Origin of the sequence: Sphaerisporangium rhizosphaerae, from assembly GCF_042665155.1 — a bacterium.
In the GTDB taxonomy this organism is placed as follows: Bacteria; Actinomycetota; Actinomycetes; order Streptosporangiales; family Streptosporangiaceae; genus Sphaerisporangium; species Sphaerisporangium rhizosphaerae.
Genome location: NZ_JBHTCG010000035.1, coordinates 55,141 through 72,184, shown reverse-complemented (window position 1 = coordinate 72,184; position 17,044 = coordinate 55,141). Strand labels below are relative to the sequence as shown.

Below are 17,044 nucleotides of genomic sequence, written 5' to 3'. Positions count from 1 at the left end.
ATCCTTGTCAGCCGCGCATCCTTGTCAGCCGCGCCGCCGGTGGCCCGGCCCGGAGGACGGACGCGACAAGAATGGGACAAGCCCCCGTGCTTAGCGTGAAACGGACACGAGGTCGGACACCCCCGTGTCGCGACCACGGCTTCTAGCCACTGGAGCACACCATGAGTCGGGAGCACCCCGTAGTCTCCGTCATCATCCCCAGCTACAACCGGTCCGACGTGTTGCGACTCTGCCTGGATGCGCTGAAGGCACAGACCTACCCGCACATCGAGGTCATCGTGGTGGACGACTGCGGCACCGAGGACGCGGCCGAGGTCGCCGCCTCCAAGGGCGCGAAGGTGCTGCGCACGGAGGTCAACGGCGGGCCGACCCGCGCGCGCAACCTCGGCGCCGAGCACGCCACCGGCGAGATCCTGTTCTTCCTCGACGCCGACATCGCCCTGGACCCCGACGCCGTGCAGAACGCGGTGGAGATCCTCGACGCCCAGCCCTCGGTCGGCGCGCTCGGCGGGATCCTGCTCCCCGAGTCGCTGATGTCCCAGAGCCTCGCCTCCCAGTATCGCGCGCTGCAGATGTACCGCTGGTGGATGCCGGCCCACCGCCCGACCCTGGAGCTGCACGCGGCGGTGCTCGCCGTGCCGGCCAAGGTGTTCGCCGAGGTCGGCCCGTTCGACCCCGAGCTGCGCGAGACCGTCTCCTCCGACTACCGCGTGCGGGTGAACCGCGACCACGAGGTGCGGCTCACCGACACGGTGCGCGGGCGCAAGGACCACGACGCCACCGTGCGGACGATCCTGCGCAAGGTGTTCCGCCGCGCCCGCCTCAGCGCGATGGACTGGCGCCAGGGCGAGACGCCCGGCGACTCGGTGCCCCGCGCGGTCGGCGGCGTCCTGCTGCTCGCCGCGGTCCCGGCCCTGGCGCTGCCCCTGGTGGCCGGCCGCGCCGGCGCGCTGGTCCCGCCCGCGCTCGTCGCCGCCGCCGCCGCGCTGGACGGCACGACCTACCGGTTCGCCTTCGCCCAGCGGGGCGTCCCGTTCGGCGTCTACTTCTCCGGCGTCCATCTCGCCGTCACCTTCACCGGCGCCCTCGGCGGGGCGGTGGGCGTCCTGCAACGCCTGGCGCTCTCGCGCCTCACCAAGCCCGCCCAGCTGCTCGCCGCGCAGGACTAGGCGCCATGCGCGTCATCGGCACCGGGTTCGGCAGGACAGGGACGCTGTCGCTGAAGACGGCGCTGGAGCGGCTCGGCCTCGGGCCGTGTCATCACATGGTGGACGTGTTCCACCACCCCGGCCGGATCAGGCCGCTGCTGGAGGCCGGGCTCAGGCACGGACGGGACGTGAACTGGGACGACGTGCTCATCGGCTACGAGTCGTGCGTGGACGGGCCGACCTCCGCGCACTGGCGGGCACTGGCCGAGTACTACCCCAAGGCGAAGATCGTCCTTACCGTGCGCGATCCGGAGCGGTGGCTGGACAGCATGCGCGGCACGCTGTTCATGCAGCGGCAGCGGATGAACTCGCTGCCGGGCCGGGCGGCGGTCGCGCTGTCGTCGCTGCTGGGCACCGATCTCGCCGCGTTCGTGAAGATGGTGGACACCACCCTCGACGCCCGCACCTTCCGGACCCCGGCCGACCGCGCGCCGGAACGCGCCATCGAACTGTTCAGGGCGCACACGGCCGAGGTCGTCGCCACCATCCCGGCCGAGCGGCTCCTGATCTTCGACGCGCGTGAAGGCTGGGAGCCGCTCTGCGCCTTCCTGGAGGTCCCCGTTCCGGACGAGCCCTTCCCCCGGGTCAACGGCGGCTCGGAGTTCACCAGGACCGGCCGGGGCCGCGCCGCGCCGCTGCTGCTGCGCCGGAGCGGGTGACCGGCGCCGCCGGGGACCGGCCGTCGGAGTCGCCCAGCCCTCGTCTCCGCCGCGCGTCCCGCGGCGCCGCATGCCCCTCTTCCGCGAGGAAGCGGCAAGTAACCGTCATCACACTGCGGACGGCCCGAAAGGGGTCATCGATCATGGACGAACGAAGGCCGCTCGTCTCGGTCATCGTGCCGAACTACAACTACGCCCGCACGCTCGGCCTGTGCCTGGAGGCGCTCGAGCGCCAGACCTATCCCCACATCGAGGTCATCGTCGTCGACGACCGCAGCACCGACGAATCGGTGGAGATCGCCCACCGGCACGGCGTGCGCGTCGTGGTGACCGACACCAACATCGGCGCCCCCGCGGCCCGCAACCTCGGCGTGGGGTACGCGCGCGGGGAGGTGCTGTTCTTCCTGGACTCCGACCTCGCGCTCGCCGAGGACGTGGTCGAGCACGCGGTGGACCTGCTCACCGCGGACCCCTCGATCGGGGTGGTGTGCGGCACCTACGACCCCGAGCCGCTGATCGCCGACAGCATGGTGGAGCGGTACCGCAGCCTCCAGCTCCACTACTGGATCTCCGGTGACGAGGGCGACATCACCACCATCTACTCCGCGCTGTTCGCGATGCGGGCGGAGGTCTTCCGCGAGGTCGGGCCGCTCAACCCCGCGCTGCGGCACAGCGAGAACGCCGAGTACGGCCACCGCGTCACGCAGCGGTACCGCATCGTGCTGGACAACAGGATCATCGGCAGGCACGACCACGACGACCGGCTGAGCGTGGTGCTGTCGAAGTTCTTCCACCGCGCCCGCCTGCACATCCCGCTGTACCTGCGCCGCCCCGACTTCAACGGCGGCCCCGCCAACAGCAGCCGCGGGTGGGGGTCGCTGGCCGCGCTGTTCGCCGTGCTCACCGCTCCCCTGCCGGCGCTGCTCGGCCCCCTGTGGCTGGTCGCGCCGATCGCGCTGCTGCTCGGGTCGATCGCCTCCGACCTCGGCATGTACCGGTTCGTCCTGCGCTACGCGGGCCTGCCGTTCACCCTCTACTTCGCCGCGGTGCACTTCCTGGTGAACGTCACCGTCGCGGTGGCGGTGTTCGCCGGCGCCGCCCAATGCGTGCTGTCGAGCCGGTTCCGCCGCACCTACGACATTCCCGCCCGCTCGGCGTCGGTGGAGGTGTGACGATGACCGGCCACTCCCCGCTGGTGTCGGCGATCGTGCCCAACTACAACTACGCCGCCTCGCTGGAGCTGTGCCTGCGCGCGTTGCAGGAGCAGACCTACCGGCCGATCGAGCTGATCGTGGTGGACGACGGCAGCACCGACGACTCGGTCGAGGTGGCGCGGCGGCTCGGCGTGCGGGTCGTGCGCACCGAGCGCAACATGGGCGTGGCCGGCGCGCGCAACCTCGGCGTCGCCCACGCCACCGGTGAGATACTCGTGTTCGTGGACTCCGACGTCGCCGCCTACCCCGACTCGGTCGAGGTGGCGGTGCGGATGCTCGACGGCGATGCGGGGCTCGGCGCCGTGTGCAGCATCCACGACCCCGAGCCGCTGATCCGCGACAGCCTCGTCGAGGAGTACCGCGCCCTGCAGTACTACTACTGGACGGTCAGCTCCGAGGGGCCGATCTCGTTCCTGTTCCCGGCGCTGGTCGCCATGCCACGCCGCGTGTACGACGAGATCGGGCCGTTCAACACCGAGCTGCGCGAGACCGAGGAGGTCGACTACGGCCACCGCCTCACCCAGCGGTACGAGATGGTGCTCACCACCGCCGTGCGCTCGCGGCACGACCACGACGACAAGCTGTTCAAGCTGCTGCGCAAGCTGTACCGGCGGGGGCGGGCCCGGGTGCCGCTCTACGCGCAGCGGCGGCGCTTCGCCCGCGGGTTCGAGACCGGGAGCCGGGCCGGCGGCAGCCTGGCGGCCCTCGCGGCGCTCGCCGCGGTGCCGGTGGCGGTCCTGCTGGGCCCGGCCGGCGCCGCGCTCCCGGCGCTCGCCCTGGCGGTGTCGCTGCTGGCCGATCTCGGCATGTACCGCTTCGTGCTGCGCAGGCGCGGCCCGTGGTTCCTGCTGTACTTCGGCGCGGTGCACTTCCTGGTGAACGTGACCATCGCGGCCGGGGTGGCGGCCGGGGTGGTGCGGTGGCTGTGCTCGGCGAGGTTCCGCAGGCTCTACGACACCGACCTGCTCGTGCGGCCGGCGGCCGCCGGGGAGGCGGCGACGTGACGGCCCCCCGGGGTCCGCGGCGGGGGCCCGCCGCGGGCCCACGTCCGGTGCCCGGCCGGCGCCGATGACCGAGGGAACACGGGTCGCGGCGCGGCCCGGCGGCTCCCGGCGCGTCCCGCGGGCGCGCCGGAGGGTCGGTCCGGTGACGGCGGCGGCGGTGGCCTGGCTGGTCGTCGTGGCGCTGCATCGCGCGCTGTCCGGCCGGGTGTGGTGGTGGCAGGTCCCCGAGCTGGTGCCGCCGCTGACCTTCGCGCTCGTCCCGGCCCTGCTGCTGGTGGCCGTCGTGGCGGCGCGCCTGATACGGCGCCCACAACGGCCACAGCGGGCACGGCGGCCGGTCGCCGCCGTGGCGGCGCTGGCCTCCCTGGCGCTCGGCGCGGGAGTGAGCGGCATCAACCTCGCGTCCTTGTGGCACCGCGCCGTCCCGGCGCCGTCAGGCGCGATCACGGTGTTCTCCTGGAACACCTGGTACTGGGACCAGCGGGCGGACGCCGGACGGGAGATGCCCCCGCCCACCGGCACGCCGCCCCAGGACGCCGCCGGCTTCTACCGGTACCTGCGCGCCCAGCACGCCGACGTGCTGCTGCTTCAGGAGTACGTCTACTTCGGCCCGGACTCGCGGCCGATCAGGGTCGACGGCCTGGACCGGCTGCGCCGGGAGTTCCCCGGCTACCACGTCGCCGAGGCCGGGGAGCTGGTGACGCTGTCGCGCTTCCCCATCGTCCTCTCGCGCGGCATCGACCTGCGCCCGTGGGCGGAGGGCGACCGGGACGCCGTCGTCCCGGCCGGTTCGCACTGGCCCGGCTTCTACACCGTCAAGACCCTGCGCACCGACGTGCGCGCCGGCGGCGAGACCGTCTCGTTCTACAACGCCCACATCAACTCGCCCCTCGACCCGTCCACGCGCGGCCTGGACCCGCGCCGTCTGGACCGGACCCAGCACCGGGCGCGGGTGGCCAACCTCCGCGCGCTCGCGGCCGACATCGACGCGAACCCGCACCCGGCCTTCCTGGCCGGCGACTTCAACGCCTCGCCGGCGATGGGCATCCTGCGCCTGCTGCCGGACCGGATGACCGACGCCGCCCCGGCCCTCGGGTCCCTCTACCCCGTCACCTGGGACGAGCGACTGCCCTGGTGGCGCATCGACTGGGCCTTCACCACGCCCGGGCTGACCGTCCACGAGTACCGGCTGGTGCGCTCGAACGGGCAGTCCGACCACAGCGGGCAGCGCCTGGTCATCTCGCCGAGCCGGTGACCTGCGCGAACAGCAGCTCGCGGGCCCCGGCTCCGCCGGCCGCGCCGGCCGCCCGCGTCAGCGGGTCGCGGTCGCCGCGCAGGATGGTCAGGTGCAGGGCGCGCAGTTCAGGACCCGGCTCGATGCCGAGCTGCTCGGCCAGGTACCCGCGCAGCCGGGCGTACAGCGCCACCGCCTCCGCGGTGCGGCCGAGAGCGCACAGGCCGCGCATCAGCATGCTGGCGAGCGGCTCGGCGAGCGGATAGCGCGGAACCAGCGGGGTGAGCTCGGTGACCACCATGTCGGGCCGGCCGAGCCGCAGGTGCGCCTGCGCCCAGGTGACCAGGGCCCCGACGAACTGCTGCTCGATGCTGTAGCGCATCCGCGCGGCCCAGTCTCCGGGGACGCCGGTCAGCGGCGAGCCGCGCCACAGCTCCATCGCCTCGGCCAGCAGCGCGGCCCGGGTGAGGTCGTCCCCGGCGCGGGTCTGCGCCTGCTTGGCCAGCCGGCGGAACCGGTAGGCGTCCACCCGGTCGGGGTCGACCTCCAGGACGTAACCGCCGCCGCGGCGCTCGATGCCGATCCCGGTCGCCGTCAGCGCCTGGCGCAGGCGCGCGATGTGGGCGTAGAGAGAGTCCGTCGCCCGGTCCGGCGGAAGATCCCAGACACGCTCGATCAGCGTCCCCAGTGATACGGGGTGATTGGCGTCGACCGCCAGGGCGGCCAGCACCGCACGCCGCTGGGGAGGCCCCAGCGGAACGTGCCGGTCTTCGACGGTCACCTCGACCGGTCCCAGTAATCGGACGTCCATCGCCTTCCTTTCCGTGTCGCTGTCACAACGTGACCAGGGCCGCCAGGGATGGGTGGTGGACGAGCACGAGCGTCACACCCAAGGTGGCGGCCCACAACATCGAGTTCGCGACCATGACCCGGTCCCGCAGCAGGATGCGGACCGGGTCACCGCCGTCTTGGTCCACGAGCTGGATCTGCAGGTACCGGAACAGGGCGAACAGCGCGAAGGGCGTGGACAGCATCATCGCCGTCTGGCCGTGCTGCGGCCCGAACGGGCCCTCGTCGCGCAGGTACATCAGCCCCGACACCAGTGACAGCACCGAGGCGATCTGCAGCAGCCAGTTGGTCAGCTCCATCGAGTAGCCGCGAAGCGCCGGCCGGTGCACGGCGCCGGTCCGCAGCAGCTCCTGCCGCCGCTTGCCGATCAGCAGCACCAGCGACATGGAGAACACCGTGATCAGCAGCCAGGCCGGCACCCGTCCTCCGGTCACCTCATACCCCTGGACGACGCGCAGGACGAAGCCGGCCGCCACCGTGCCGACGTCGACCAGCGGGATGTGCTTCAGGACGCGGCTGTAGGCGATGTTGAGCACCAGGTACACGTAGAGCGGCCAGTAGGTGCCCGGCGCGCGGGCGACGATGACCCCGAGCAGCGTCAGCAGGACCGCGCAGCACACCGAGGCGGTGCCGACCCCCACGCGACCGGCCGCGATGGGCCGGTGGCGCTTGACGGGGTGGTGGCGGTCGCGGTGGCGGTCGGCGATGTCGTTGCCGATGTAGACGGCGGCCGAGGCGAGGATGAACGCGACCGTGGCCGCGACGATGCCGGCCACCTCGGCCAGGCTGTAGGAGGCTGCGCCGATGAGCGCCACCGGCACCAGCAGGATCGCCTTGGCCGCGTGCGAGGGACGGATCAGGCCGGCGAGATCCGCGATCAGGTGCGTCCGGGCCTGCGCGGTGCGGCCCGGCGCCGGCTCGGGCCGCTGCGGGCTTTCTGGGACGTCTGCCGATTCGACGACGTGCATGTTTACCCCGGTCAGCTCAGAAGAACACTTTCGCCAGTGAGAGTGCGCCCTGCCGCCACGCGTCGCGGCTGGTCCGTCCCGCGCCGCGCGGTGAGCCGGCCGCGCGGTGTTCCCCGCGGTGTTCCCGCCACCATGCATAGGTGCGGAGGATCGCGTCCCGGTTGGACAGCCGTGGCCGGAAGCCGAGCCGTTCGCGGGCCTTGTCGATGCTGACGTAGGAGTCGGCGAGCAGTTTGCGCACCAGCCGCCCGTACACCGGGGACAGCCGGCTGCGCTCCAGCAGCCGCAGCCCGGCCAGCGTCGGGCGGGCGGGCAGCGAGACGACGCGCCCGCCGTGCCCTGCCGCGTCGAGCACCGCCTGGAAGTCCTCCCGCAGCGTGCCGAACTCGGCCGCGGCCAGGTTGTAGGTGTCGTCGGCGACGGCGGAAGGCGCGGTCAGGACGCCGGTCACCGCCTCCACCAGGTCCTCCACGGCGAACATCTGGATGCGCTTGTCGCCGCCGATGACCGGGAAGTTGCGTCCCTCCTCGGCCCACTCGAAGAGCATCGCGAACAGGCCCATGCGGCCCGGGCCGAGGAAAGTCTTGGGACGCAGGATCGGCACGCACATCCCGCCGGAGCGGTACTTCTCGGCCAGTTCCTCGGCCTCGCTCTTGGCCCTGGTGTAGGGGTCGACCGGTTCGCGCGGGTGGTCCTCCGGTGTGGGCACCAGCTTGGGCAGCCCGTACACGGCGGTGGAGGAGATGTGGACCAGCCGCTCCACCCCGGCCCGGCGCCCGGCCTCCAGCACGGCGTGGGTGCCGTTGACGATCAGGTCGTGGATCTGCTCGGCCGGGTAGCTCGGCAACGCGCCCGCGCAGTGCACCACCGCGTCGGCCCCGGCCATCACCTCGGCCATCAGCGGCAGGTCGCGCACGTCCCCGATCCGGTGCCGGATCCCGGGAAGCGGGTCGGGCAGCGGGCGCACGTCCACGCCGAGCACGTCGTGGCCTTCGAGCACGAGCCGGCGGGCCAGGTTCCCGCCGAGCATTCCGGCGCTGCCGGTGACTACGACCCGGAGGACCATCGCGACCCCACCTTCTCCCGGACGAACCGGGCGAGCAGCCGCGGCAGGCCCTTGGCCAGGGTCTTGTCCAGGCAGTCCAGGAAGTACTCGAGGTCCTCGGGCTCGACGGCGAGGGTCGGCGCGACGACGAGGGGGTTGTCGGCGTTCGGGCTGTAGTAGGAGACGATCCCGTGCTCGCGGTAGAGCTCGGCGATGACCGACAGGGTGATCAGCTTGGTGCGGAACTGCGGGTCGCCGGAGAAGCCCGGCGCGAGCTTGGCGGCCAGGTCGAGCACCTTGGGGCCGCCGGCCAGGAACACCCCCCACAGTGAGCCCACACCGCTGACCCGGCCGACCACGTCGGGGTGGCGCTTGTGGACGTTCTCCAGGCCCGGCCGCAGGATGCGCTCGATCTGCCGCGCCCGCGCGGGGTAGTCGTCCTCGACGACCACGTTGATCGCCTCGAGCGCGGTGACGGTCTCCTCGCCGAACCCGTAGTAGGTCGTGCTGTGCAGGATGACGTCGGAGAGCCGGTCGTAGGCCTTGCGGAAGACCGGCTCGCGGGCGGTGTACCCCGAGATCGACGCCTTGCCGCCGCCGAGCGACTTGGAGTACACCAGGATGTCGGGCAGCAGGTCGGGGTAGCGCATGAAGTAGAACAGGCTGCCCGTCTTGCCCCACCCGGTGTACACCTCGTCGAAGATCAGCATGATGTCGTTGACGTCGCAGAGCCGGCGCATCTCGTACAGGTCGGCCTCCGACCACGCGCGCATGCTGGAGGCGCTGTACGGCTCGACCATGATCGCGTAGACGTCGCACGTGCCGTCGGGGGTGCGCGCGGCCTCGACGGCCTGGCGCAGGGCCGCGATGTCGCCGTAGGGGTGGACGACGATGCCCGGGAGCCCCGGGAAGCGGAAGGAGTTCTCGGCCGATCCGGTGAGGCTGCCCGCGCCGAGGGTCTTGCCGTGGAAGCTGATGTCGGAGCGCAGGATGGTGTTGCGCCGGCCCTCGTGGTACTTGTACGCCATCTTGACGGCGCCCTCGTTGGCCTCGGCGCCGGAATTGGGGAAATACGAGATGTTCAGATCCCCCGGCAGCAGTTCGGCCACGTTGTGGCTCAGCGCGGCCACGTAGGGGGAGAAGAACGCCTTGTGCACCTCCATTCGCCGGCGTTCGGCGAAGCGGCGGCGCGCCTCGAGGATCCGGGGGTGGTTGTGGCCGTGGTTGAGCACTCCGACGCCGCCCGTGACGTCGAGGACCCGGCGGCCGTCGCGCGTCCAGATCCATGCGCCCTCGGCGCGCTCGACGAGTTCACGGCCGAAGCCGAAGGAGGTCATGAGGTTGACCTGACTGCGGCTGACGTACTTTCTGTAGAGGTCCTGGACCTGTTTCACCGAGAAGTCTTCACACTCGTCGATGCCGATCAGCTCAGACACGTCTGCCCTTCCCTTACGTGTTCGCACGAATTCCGCAAGGCGCCGGCCTTCTCCTCGCCGGGCGAGAAGAGAGGAGACATGTCATCGATGGTGTTGAGTGCGGCTATACCTCGCCCCATACGAATCTGTGTAGGTCGGCGTCATGCGGGAGGCCGCGCAGGAGGAAGAATCGCCCGGAAGGGGGCCGACGCGGATTCACCTGTCAGAACTCACGGTGAATGCGGATGATTTCCGGCGCGGCCGGTCGGCGCCCGTTTCAGCCGCTCGCGGTGGCGCAGGGGACCGGCGGCACGGGCGAGGTCCAGACGGCGTGCAGCGCCCGCCGCACGGCCCGCGCCTGGTCCTCCTCGGCCTCCTCCTCCCTGGCCCTCTCGCGGGCGAACAGGCGCAGCAGGTCGTGCATGTGGTAGCGGTCGTGGTCGCAGGCCTCGAGGAGCTGGGCGTCGGCGAGGTGGTCCAGCAGGTCCGCGGCGCGCGCCTCGGAGCGGTCGGACAGGGCGGCGGCGACCGCGACGCTGATGTCGGAGCCGCCGAGCAGGCTCAGCAGGCGGAACATCCGCGAGCTCTCGGCGGAAAGGCCCCGGTAGCTCATCATGAAGCACGCCCGTACGGCCCGGTCGTCGGACTGGAGCTCCGACAGGCGGTCGTCCTCGACCGCGAGACGGTCGGCCAGGGCGCGCAGCGCGAGGCCCGGCCGGGCGACCAGCCGGGCGGCGGCGATCCTGATCGCCAGCGGCAGCCCGCCGCAGAGCCGGACGATCGCGCGCGCCGCCCGCCGGTCGGCGGCGGCGCGGTCCTCCCCGATCAGGCGGCCGAGCAGGGTGGAGGTCTCGTCCTCTCCCATGACGCCGAGGCGGAAGTGCGCCACGGCGTCCAGGGAGGTGAGCATGCGGCGGGCGGTGATCAGCACGCGGCAGGTGGGGCTGGCCGGCAGCAACGGGCGCACCTGGGCGGCGTCGCGGGCGTTGTCGAGCAGGAGCAGCAGGCGCCTGCCGTCGGTCAGCGAGCGGAACCGGGCGGCCGCCTCGTCGGTGTCGGCGCGCACGGCCGTGTGGTCGCCGAGGGAGCGCAGCAGGCGGGCCAGGACGTCGGCCGGGTCCAGCGGCGCGACGTCGGGCGTCGAGCCGTGCAGGTTCACATACAGCCGCCCGTCGGGGAACCGGTCGGCGACCTCGTGGGCGACGTGCACGGCGAGGGCGGACTTGCCGACCCCGGCGGCCCCGGTGATCGCGGAGATGGCGATCGCGCCCGGCCCCGGGGAGGTCAGCGCCGTCTGCAGGCGGGCGATCTCGGCGGCCCGCCCGGTGAAGGCGGGCGAGTCGATGGGCAGCTCGGCCGGGGCGAAGGCCCGGCGGGCGGCGGACGCCCGCGGCGGCGCGAGGGCGGGGTCGTCGGCGAGGATCCGCTGGTGCATGCGCATCAGGTCAGGGCCGGGGTCGATGCCCAGCTCCGCCACGAGCATCCCCCGCGCGCCCTGGTACACCGCGAGCGCGTCGGCCCTTCGCCCTGAGCGGTACAGGGCGAGCATGAGCTGGGCGCGCAGCCGTTCGTTCAGCGGGTCCCTGCGGGTCAGCGCCTCCAGGTCGGCGAGCATCTCGCCGTGCTGGCCCAGCGCCAGCCGGGCCTCCAGCGTGGCCTCCACGACGGTGGCCCTCAGGCGCTCCAGGCGCGCCGCCTCGCCGCGCAGCGGCGCGGGCAGGGGCAGTCCCTCCAGGACGGATTCGGCGCGCCACAGGCCGAGGGCCCGGGTCAGCCGTTCGAGGGCCACGTCGTTGCGTCGTTCCGACAGCGCCTGGTGCCCCTGCGCGGCGAGCTGCTCGAACAGGGTCACGTCGATCTCGCCGGGCGCGACGCGCAGCACGTAGCCGTTGGAGCCGGCCTCGATGCGGGACGGGGTGCCGAGCACCCTGCGCAGCGCGGAGATGTAGGTGTAGAGGTTGGACTCGGCGTTGGCGGGAGCCCGCTCGCCCCACAGCCAGTCGAGCATCCGCTGGCTGGGGATCGCCTTGCCCGCGTTGAGCAGCAGCGCGGCGAGCAGGACCCTCTGTTTGCGCCTTCCCAGCGCGATCGGCTTCCCGTGGGCGGCCCGGACCTCGATCGGCCCGAGGATCTTGAAATCCATGTCATCACCCTGCGGCGCGGTGTTCGCCAGCATGAACCGTACAAATGCTTATATATCTGATTTGACGCGACCCATGATCGACGGGGATGGCGTTCGGACGGTACTCACCGGAAAGCGAGAAGAAGATGACGCGGCCGGCATTCCCGAACGGTTCGGACTTCCACGGAGGCGGCGGGCGAAGGTTCGACATCGGGACCGGGCGAAAACAATAGGAAACAGGCGGGATACCTGGAAGGCCGCCCGCGCCGTCTCGCGAAGTGAAAGTTTCACGGCCGGACGGAAAGGCATGTCCCGGCGTTCCCGCGGCCCGCTCACGCAAAGCCTTCCCTTCCGTCGCGCGGTCGGCCCGGGCCCGTCGGTGGCGGGGTGAACCCTGGCGGAGTGGCGGTCTCGGACGCATCCACGCAGCAGCCCAACACTAGGTACGCCGCCGGAATTCTCGTACCGCGGATTGCGCTTTTCATCATTTGTCACGAAATGACCGGTATCGACGGGACGCCGCACCCACCTGGACCGCTGGACGATTCGTCATTCCGTACAACCGGACGCCATAAAACCACATTTCGGCCTATTCCGGTCAGGGTGGCATATGTCACGACTTGACCGGTAACATCCCTTGGGACCCACGTCCCTGATCGACGGAGGGGCCCGCATGGGCGACCTGTTCTGGGTGCTGCGCAACCGGCTCGACGCCAACGCCCGCCGCGCCGTGGAGGTCTACGCCCGCGAGCTGGCCGAGTACCGGATGATGTCGACGGGTTCCCAAGGACGCACCTCCCTGATGGACTTCGCGGTGGTCCTGCGCCGGCGCATGCTCACCCTGGCCGAGGACGACCGGCCCTTCGACGAGGAGGACCTCGCCTACATCGCGGCGGTCGGCAGGGAGCGCGGAGAGCGGGGCGTGTCCCTCGCCTCGCACCGCAGGGTGCTCGTCCTGCACTCCAGCCTGACCCTCGACGAGATCCAGGACGCCGCCGGGCCCAACGACCTGTCGGCCCTGATGCACACCCTGGCCTGGCTCGCGCCGCAGGGAGTGATCGCCCAGAACGCCTACACCCGCGGGTACATGGAAGGGCAGGAGCACCGTCTGCCCCTGGCCACCCGCGTGCAGTTGCTCGCCAAGCTGCTGCTCGCCGACGACCCCGCCGCCCCCGACCTGGCCGGCAACGTCGGCATGGACGTCCCCGAGCGCTATCTGGTGACCGTGGTCCGCGTCGCCGGGCGGCCGTTCGGCTGGGCCGAGCGGGTGCGCGACGACATCATCGAGACCCTGGTCGGCGGCCACCGGGTCCCCATGACCTGGCCCACGCGGGAGGAGTTCGTGGCACTGGTGCCGGAGACCGGGGACGGACGGGCGACGGCGGGCGAACGCGCGCTGTCCCTGGCCCGCGAGTTCGCCGCCGCCGTCGGCCGGCCCTGCTCGGCCGGCTCGGCCCCGGGCCGGCCGCACGCGCTGGCCGGAGCGCTGACCATGGCCCGGCAGGTCAGCCAGGTGGCGCCCGTCCACGCCGTCCCCACCCGCGTCCACGGCATGGCCGATGTGTTCGTCGAGCTCGGCGCCGCGCAGCTTCCCCAGGTGGAGGAGTGGCTGCGCGGGGTGGCGCGGCGGCTGTCGGGCGGTCCCGACCTGCTGGCCACGCTGGAGGTGTACTACCGCTGCGACATGAACCGCCTGCTCGCGGCGACCGCGCTGCACATCCATCCCCGCACGCTGGACTACCGCCTGCAGCGGGTGCGCGAGCTGACCGGCCTGAACCCCGGCTCCACCCGCGGCGTCCGCGTGCTCAACACCGCCGTCGCCCGGGTGCTCGCCGGAGCCTGGCCAGAACTGGATTCCGGGGGCGCCTGACACGCCGTCAGCGCTCTCGAAAGTTTCGACACGACGGAAAGCGGGTCTTGACAGGTAGGGTCCCAAAATTTACATTGACGGCTTGTTCGGAAATGTCGCATACGTTACCGAAACATTTCGGCGAGCCACCTCGACACCTGTGACGAGCGGCATCAGCGCGTGCTGATCCAGGCTCGCCGGGCATCGCAATCGACGACCAATGAGCCGCGGCCACCCCCCGCCGGCGTTCGAGTACGGAGATCAGCGTGGAGCCCAGGACGACATCCCGCCGCACCTTCCTCAGCCTGTCGCTCGGCCTGCCCCTGGGAGCCGCGCTCGCCGCGTGCGGCACCTCCGGGCCGGGCACGAGCGGTGGCGGCAGCGGCAGCGGCGGCAGCGGCAGCGGCGCGAAGGCCACTTACTGGTACCTGTCCACGCAGCCCGCGGAGGGCATCCGCAAGGCGGCCGTGGACCGGTTCAACCAGGCCAACCCCAACGGCCAGATCACCGCCACGCCCTTCCAGAACGACGCCTACAAGACCAAGGTCAAGACGGCGATCGGCGCCGGCCAGGCTCCCACGCTGATCTTCGGCTGGGGCGGCGGCACCCTGCGCAGCTACGCGCAGGCCGGCCAGGTCGACGACCTGACCCCGTGGTTGCAGCAGAACGCCGCCGTCAAGGACCGGTTGTTCGACTCCGCCTTCCCCGCCGCGACGATCGACGGCAAGATCTACGCGCTCCCCATCGAGCGCGTGCAGCCGATCGTCCTGTTCTACAACAAGAAGGTGTTCGAGCAGGTCGGCGCCAAGCCCCCGGAGAGCTGGGGCGACATCATGGACCTGGTGCCCAAGTTCAACGCCAAGGGCATCGCCCCGTTCTCCCTGGCCGGGCAGTCGCGCTGGACCAACATGATGTGGCTGGAGTTCCTGTACGACCGCATCGGCGGTTCGGAGGTCTTCCAGGCCGTGTTCGACGGCGAGAAGGACGCCTGGAACAACCCGGCCTCCCTGGAGGCCCTGGGCAAGGTGCAGGAGCTGGTCAAGGCCGGCGGCTTCATCAAGGGCTTCTCCTCCATCACCGCCGACTCCAACGCCGACCAGGCGCTGCTGTACACCGGCAAGGCCGCGATGATGCTCCACGGAACCTGGTCCTACGGCGTCCAGAAGGACCAGGGCGGCGACTTCGTGCCGAGCGGCGGCCTGGGCTACATGAACTTCCCGCCGATCGACGGCGGCAAGGGCGACATCAGCGACACCGTCGGCAACCCCGCCCAGTACCTGTCCATCTCCTCCAAGGCCACCCCGGAGGAGAAGGAGATCGCCAAGAAGTTCCTCTCCACCGGGCTGTCCACCGACCAGGAGGTCAAGGACTGGATCGACAAGGCGGGGTCGGTGCCGATCGTCAAGGGCACCGACAGCCTGCTGGCCGCCTCCAAGGACGCCGAGTGGCTGAAGTTCCAGTACGACATCGCCAGCAAGGCCAAGGTCTTCGCGCAGTCGTGGGACCAGGCGCTCAGCCCGACGGCGGCCGAGGTGCTGCTGGACAACATCTCCAAGCTCTTCCAGCTCTCCATCTCGCCCCAGCAGTTCGCGACCAACATGAACGCGGTCATCGGCAAGTGAGCACGCTCGCGGCCCCCGCCCCGCGAGGGAACTCCCCTGCCGCCACGCGCGGCGGGGAGCGCTCCCTCGCGTGGCTGGCCCTTCCCGCCCTGCTCATCTTCATCGCCTTCGCCGTGATCCCGCTGATCGGCGTCGTCGCGCTCAGCTTCACCACCTGGGACCAGGTCGGCGTGATCCAGCCGTCCGGCCTGACGAGCTGGCGCGCCGTCCTGTCCGACCCCGGGCTCCCGCACGCGCTCTGGGTGACCTTCCTGGTGGTGGCCGTCTCCTGGGCCGTCCAGACGCCGATGAGCCTGCTGCTCGGGGTGTTCCTGGCCGGCCGTCAGCGCTACCGCGCGGTGCTGTCCGTGCTGTACTTCATCCCGCTCCTGCTCAGCTCGGCGGCCATCGCCGTCGCCTACAAGGCGCTGCTCGACCCGAACTTCGGCCTGGGCGCCGGGCTCGGGATCGAACTGCTCCGCCAGGACTGGCTGGGAGAGGGCCATCTGGCCTTCGCCGTGGTGATCTTCGTGGTGTCGTGGCAGTACATCCCGTTCCACTCGCTGATCTACCAGGGCGGGGTGCGGCAGATCCCGCGGTCGATGTTCGAGGCGGCCGAACTGGACGGCGCCGGGCGCGTCCGCACCTTCTTCAACATCATCCTGCCGCAGCTGAAGTACACGATCATCACCTCCTCGACGCTCATGGTGGTGGGGTCGCTGACCTTCTTCGACCTGATCTTCGTGCTGACCGCCGGCGGCCCGGGGGACGCGACCCGCGTGCTCGCCCTGGACATGTACAAGCGGGGCTTCCAGGCCAACCTGATGGGTCCGGCCAGCGCGATCGCGGTCATCCTCGTCCTGGTCGGCCTCGCCCTGTCGCTGCTGCTGCGCCGGCTCGGCGGGGGAAACGACAGCACCAGCCAGATGGACGGAGCCTGACATGGGGACGACCGTCATCGAGGCCCCCGAGCGGACGGCCGAGCGCCGCACCCCGGGCCGCGCCGGCACGCCGACCCGCCGGCCCAACTGGCTGGGCGCCGCGGCCGGGTGGGTGTGGCTGGCCATCGTCATCGTGCCGATCTACTGGATCGTCATCACCAGCTTCAAGGCCCAGTCGAGCTACTACGCGGCCAACCCCCTCGCGCCCCCGCTCGAGCCGACGCTGCAGAACTACCGGGACGTCATCGCGGCGGACTTCGTCCAGTACTTCATCAACAGCGTCATCGTCACCGTCGGCGCGATCGTCCCCGCGGTGGTCTTCTCGTTCATGGCCGCCTTCGCCATCGTGCGCAGCGGCGGCGGCCGCTTCCTGACCGGGGTCAGGTGGCTGTTCCTCATGGGCCTGGCCATCCCGCTGCAGGCGGTGATCATCCCGATCTACCTGATCATCATCCGGCTCCACCTGTACGATTCCCTGCTGGCGATGATCCTGCCGTCGATCGCCTTCGCCATCCCGCTGTCGGTGCTGGTGCTGGCCAACTTCATCCGCGACGTGCCGAAGGAACTGTTCGAGTCGATGCGGATGGACGGCGCGAGCACCTGGGTGATCCTCTGGCGCCTGGCCTTCCCGCTCACCCGCCCGGCGGTGGTGACGGTGACCATCTACAACGGGCTGCACACCTGGAACAACTTCCTGCTGCCCCTGATCCTCACCCAGGACCCGACCAAGCGGACGCTGCCGCTGGCCCTGTGGACCTTCCAGGGCGACCACGGCGTCAACATCCCGGGCGTCCTGGCCTCCGTCGTCCTGACCACCCTGCCCATCCTCGTCCTGTACGTCGTCGGCCGCCGCCAGCTCCTCAGCGGCCTCACCGCCGGCTTCAGCAAGTAACCACGCGCCACCCGGCCGGCCGAGCCCGCGCCCGCGCCCGCGA

At 71.3% G+C, this 17,044-nt stretch carries 14 protein-coding genes; 9 read left to right on the top strand and 5 right to left on the bottom strand.

The window, feature by feature from the left end; all coding sequences use genetic code 11:
• Positions 1–161: 161 nt before the first annotated feature.
• The 5 genes from ACFQSB_RS33890 to ACFQSB_RS33870 all read left to right on the top strand — a co-directional run bounded on the left by ACFQSB_RS33890 (position 162) and on the right by ACFQSB_RS33870 (position 5,340).
• Entirely contained in the window at positions 162–1,169 is a 1,008-nt protein-coding gene (locus tag ACFQSB_RS33890) for a glycosyltransferase family A protein (RefSeq protein ID WP_354849072.1), read from the top strand.
• A gap of 5 nt (positions 1,170–1,174) precedes the next feature.
• The gene (locus ACFQSB_RS33885; protein WP_380830902.1) at positions 1,175–1,867 is read left to right on the top strand and encodes a sulfotransferase family protein; all 693 of its coding nucleotides are present in this window, start codon (positions 1,175–1,177) and stop codon (positions 1,865–1,867) included.
• 143 nt (positions 1,868–2,010) lie between these two features.
• Positions 2,011–3,039, top strand: a complete 1,029-nt coding sequence (locus ACFQSB_RS33880) for a glycosyltransferase family 2 protein (protein WP_380830901.1) — start codon at positions 2,011–2,013, stop codon at positions 3,037–3,039.
• Between the two features lie 2 nt (positions 3,040–3,041).
• Positions 3,042–4,085, top strand: a complete 1,044-nt coding sequence (locus tag ACFQSB_RS33875) for a glycosyltransferase family 2 protein (protein WP_380830900.1) — start codon at positions 3,042–3,044, stop codon at positions 4,083–4,085.
• A gap of 142 nt (positions 4,086–4,227) precedes the next feature.
• Positions 4,228–5,340: an endonuclease/exonuclease/phosphatase family protein gene (locus tag ACFQSB_RS33870; protein WP_380830899.1), complete on the top strand. Its 1,113-nt coding sequence runs from the start codon at positions 4,228–4,230 to the stop codon at positions 5,338–5,340.
• Here the strand turns inward: ACFQSB_RS33870 and ACFQSB_RS33865 are convergent.
• The 5 genes from ACFQSB_RS33865 to ACFQSB_RS33845 all read right to left on the bottom strand — a co-directional run bounded on the left by ACFQSB_RS33865 (position 5,321) and on the right by ACFQSB_RS33845 (position 11,739).
• Positions 5,321–6,130 carry an AfsR/SARP family transcriptional regulator gene (locus tag ACFQSB_RS33865; RefSeq protein ID WP_380830898.1) on the bottom strand — a complete coding sequence of 270 codons (810 nt, stop codon included), beginning with the start codon at positions 6,128–6,130 and terminating at the stop codon, positions 5,321–5,323. The genes ACFQSB_RS33870 and ACFQSB_RS33865 overlap by 20 nt on opposite strands.
• A 22-nt stretch (positions 6,131–6,152) precedes the next feature.
• Positions 6,153–7,136 (bottom strand): UbiA prenyltransferase family protein, encoded by a 984-nt coding sequence (locus tag ACFQSB_RS33860; protein ID WP_380830897.1) that lies wholly within the window; start codon positions 7,134–7,136, stop codon positions 6,153–6,155.
• Between the two features lie 16 nt (positions 7,137–7,152).
• Complete coding sequence (locus ACFQSB_RS33855; RefSeq protein WP_380830896.1) at positions 7,153–8,202, bottom strand: NAD-dependent epimerase/dehydratase family protein; 1,050 nt, start codon at positions 8,200–8,202, stop codon at positions 7,153–7,155.
• The gene (locus ACFQSB_RS33850; protein ID WP_380830895.1) at positions 8,184–9,617 is read right to left on the bottom strand and encodes an aspartate aminotransferase family protein; all 1,434 of its coding nucleotides are present in this window, start codon (positions 9,615–9,617) and stop codon (positions 8,184–8,186) included. Before ACFQSB_RS33850 ends, ACFQSB_RS33855 begins: the two co-directional genes overlap by 19 nt.
• 256 nt (positions 9,618–9,873) lie before the next feature.
• Positions 9,874–11,739, bottom strand: a complete 1,866-nt coding sequence (locus tag ACFQSB_RS33845) for an AfsR/SARP family transcriptional regulator (protein WP_354921252.1) — start codon at positions 11,737–11,739, stop codon at positions 9,874–9,876.
• 616 nt (positions 11,740–12,355) lie between these two features.
• Between ACFQSB_RS33845 and ACFQSB_RS33840 the strand changes: the two genes are divergently transcribed.
• The 4 genes from ACFQSB_RS33840 to ACFQSB_RS33825 all read left to right on the top strand — a co-directional run bounded on the left by ACFQSB_RS33840 (position 12,356) and on the right by ACFQSB_RS33825 (position 17,001).
• The gene (locus tag ACFQSB_RS33840; protein ID WP_380830894.1) at positions 12,356–13,588 is read left to right on the top strand and encodes a PucR family transcriptional regulator; all 1,233 of its coding nucleotides are present in this window, start codon (positions 12,356–12,358) and stop codon (positions 13,586–13,588) included.
• A gap of 245 nt (positions 13,589–13,833) precedes the next feature.
• Positions 13,834–15,189: an extracellular solute-binding protein gene (locus ACFQSB_RS33835; RefSeq protein WP_380830893.1), complete on the top strand. Its 1,356-nt coding sequence runs from the start codon at positions 13,834–13,836 to the stop codon at positions 15,187–15,189.
• Complete coding sequence (locus ACFQSB_RS33830; RefSeq protein WP_380830892.1) at positions 15,186–16,109, top strand: carbohydrate ABC transporter permease; 924 nt, start codon at positions 15,186–15,188, stop codon at positions 16,107–16,109. Before ACFQSB_RS33835 ends, ACFQSB_RS33830 begins: the two co-directional genes overlap by 4 nt.
• Position 16,110: 1 nt before the next feature.
• Positions 16,111–17,001: a carbohydrate ABC transporter permease gene (locus ACFQSB_RS33825; protein WP_354849108.1), complete on the top strand. Its 891-nt coding sequence runs from the start codon at positions 16,111–16,113 to the stop codon at positions 16,999–17,001.
• Positions 17,002–17,044 lie beyond the last annotated feature (43 nt).

Bases quoted from the DNA above. Each gene is read 5' to 3' on its own strand.
- ACFQSB_RS33865 (WP_380830898.1), bottom strand. From the start codon at position 6,130: ATGGACGTCCGATTACTGGGACCGGTCGAGGTGACCGTCGAAGACCGG.
- ACFQSB_RS33885 (WP_380830902.1), top strand. From the start codon at position 1,175: ATGCGCGTCATCGGCACCGGGTTCGGCAGGACAGGGACGCTGTCGCTG.
- ACFQSB_RS33890 (WP_354849072.1), top strand. From the start codon at position 162: ATGAGTCGGGAGCACCCCGTAGTCTCCGTCATCATCCCCAGCTACAAC.
- ACFQSB_RS33860 (WP_380830897.1), bottom strand. From the start codon at position 7,136: ATGCACGTCGTCGAATCGGCAGACGTCCCAGAAAGCCCGCAGCGGCCC.
- ACFQSB_RS33880 (WP_380830901.1), top strand. From the start codon at position 2,011: ATGGACGAACGAAGGCCGCTCGTCTCGGTCATCGTGCCGAACTACAAC.
- ACFQSB_RS33855 (WP_380830896.1), bottom strand. From the start codon at position 8,202: ATGGTCCTCCGGGTCGTAGTCACCGGCAGCGCCGGAATGCTCGGCGGG.
- ACFQSB_RS33875 (WP_380830900.1), top strand. From the start codon at position 3,042: ATGACCGGCCACTCCCCGCTGGTGTCGGCGATCGTGCCCAACTACAAC.
- ACFQSB_RS33825 (WP_354849108.1), top strand. From the start codon at position 16,111: ATGGGGACGACCGTCATCGAGGCCCCCGAGCGGACGGCCGAGCGCCGC.
- ACFQSB_RS33845 (WP_354921252.1), bottom strand. From the start codon at position 11,739: ATGGATTTCAAGATCCTCGGGCCGATCGAGGTCCGGGCCGCCCACGGG.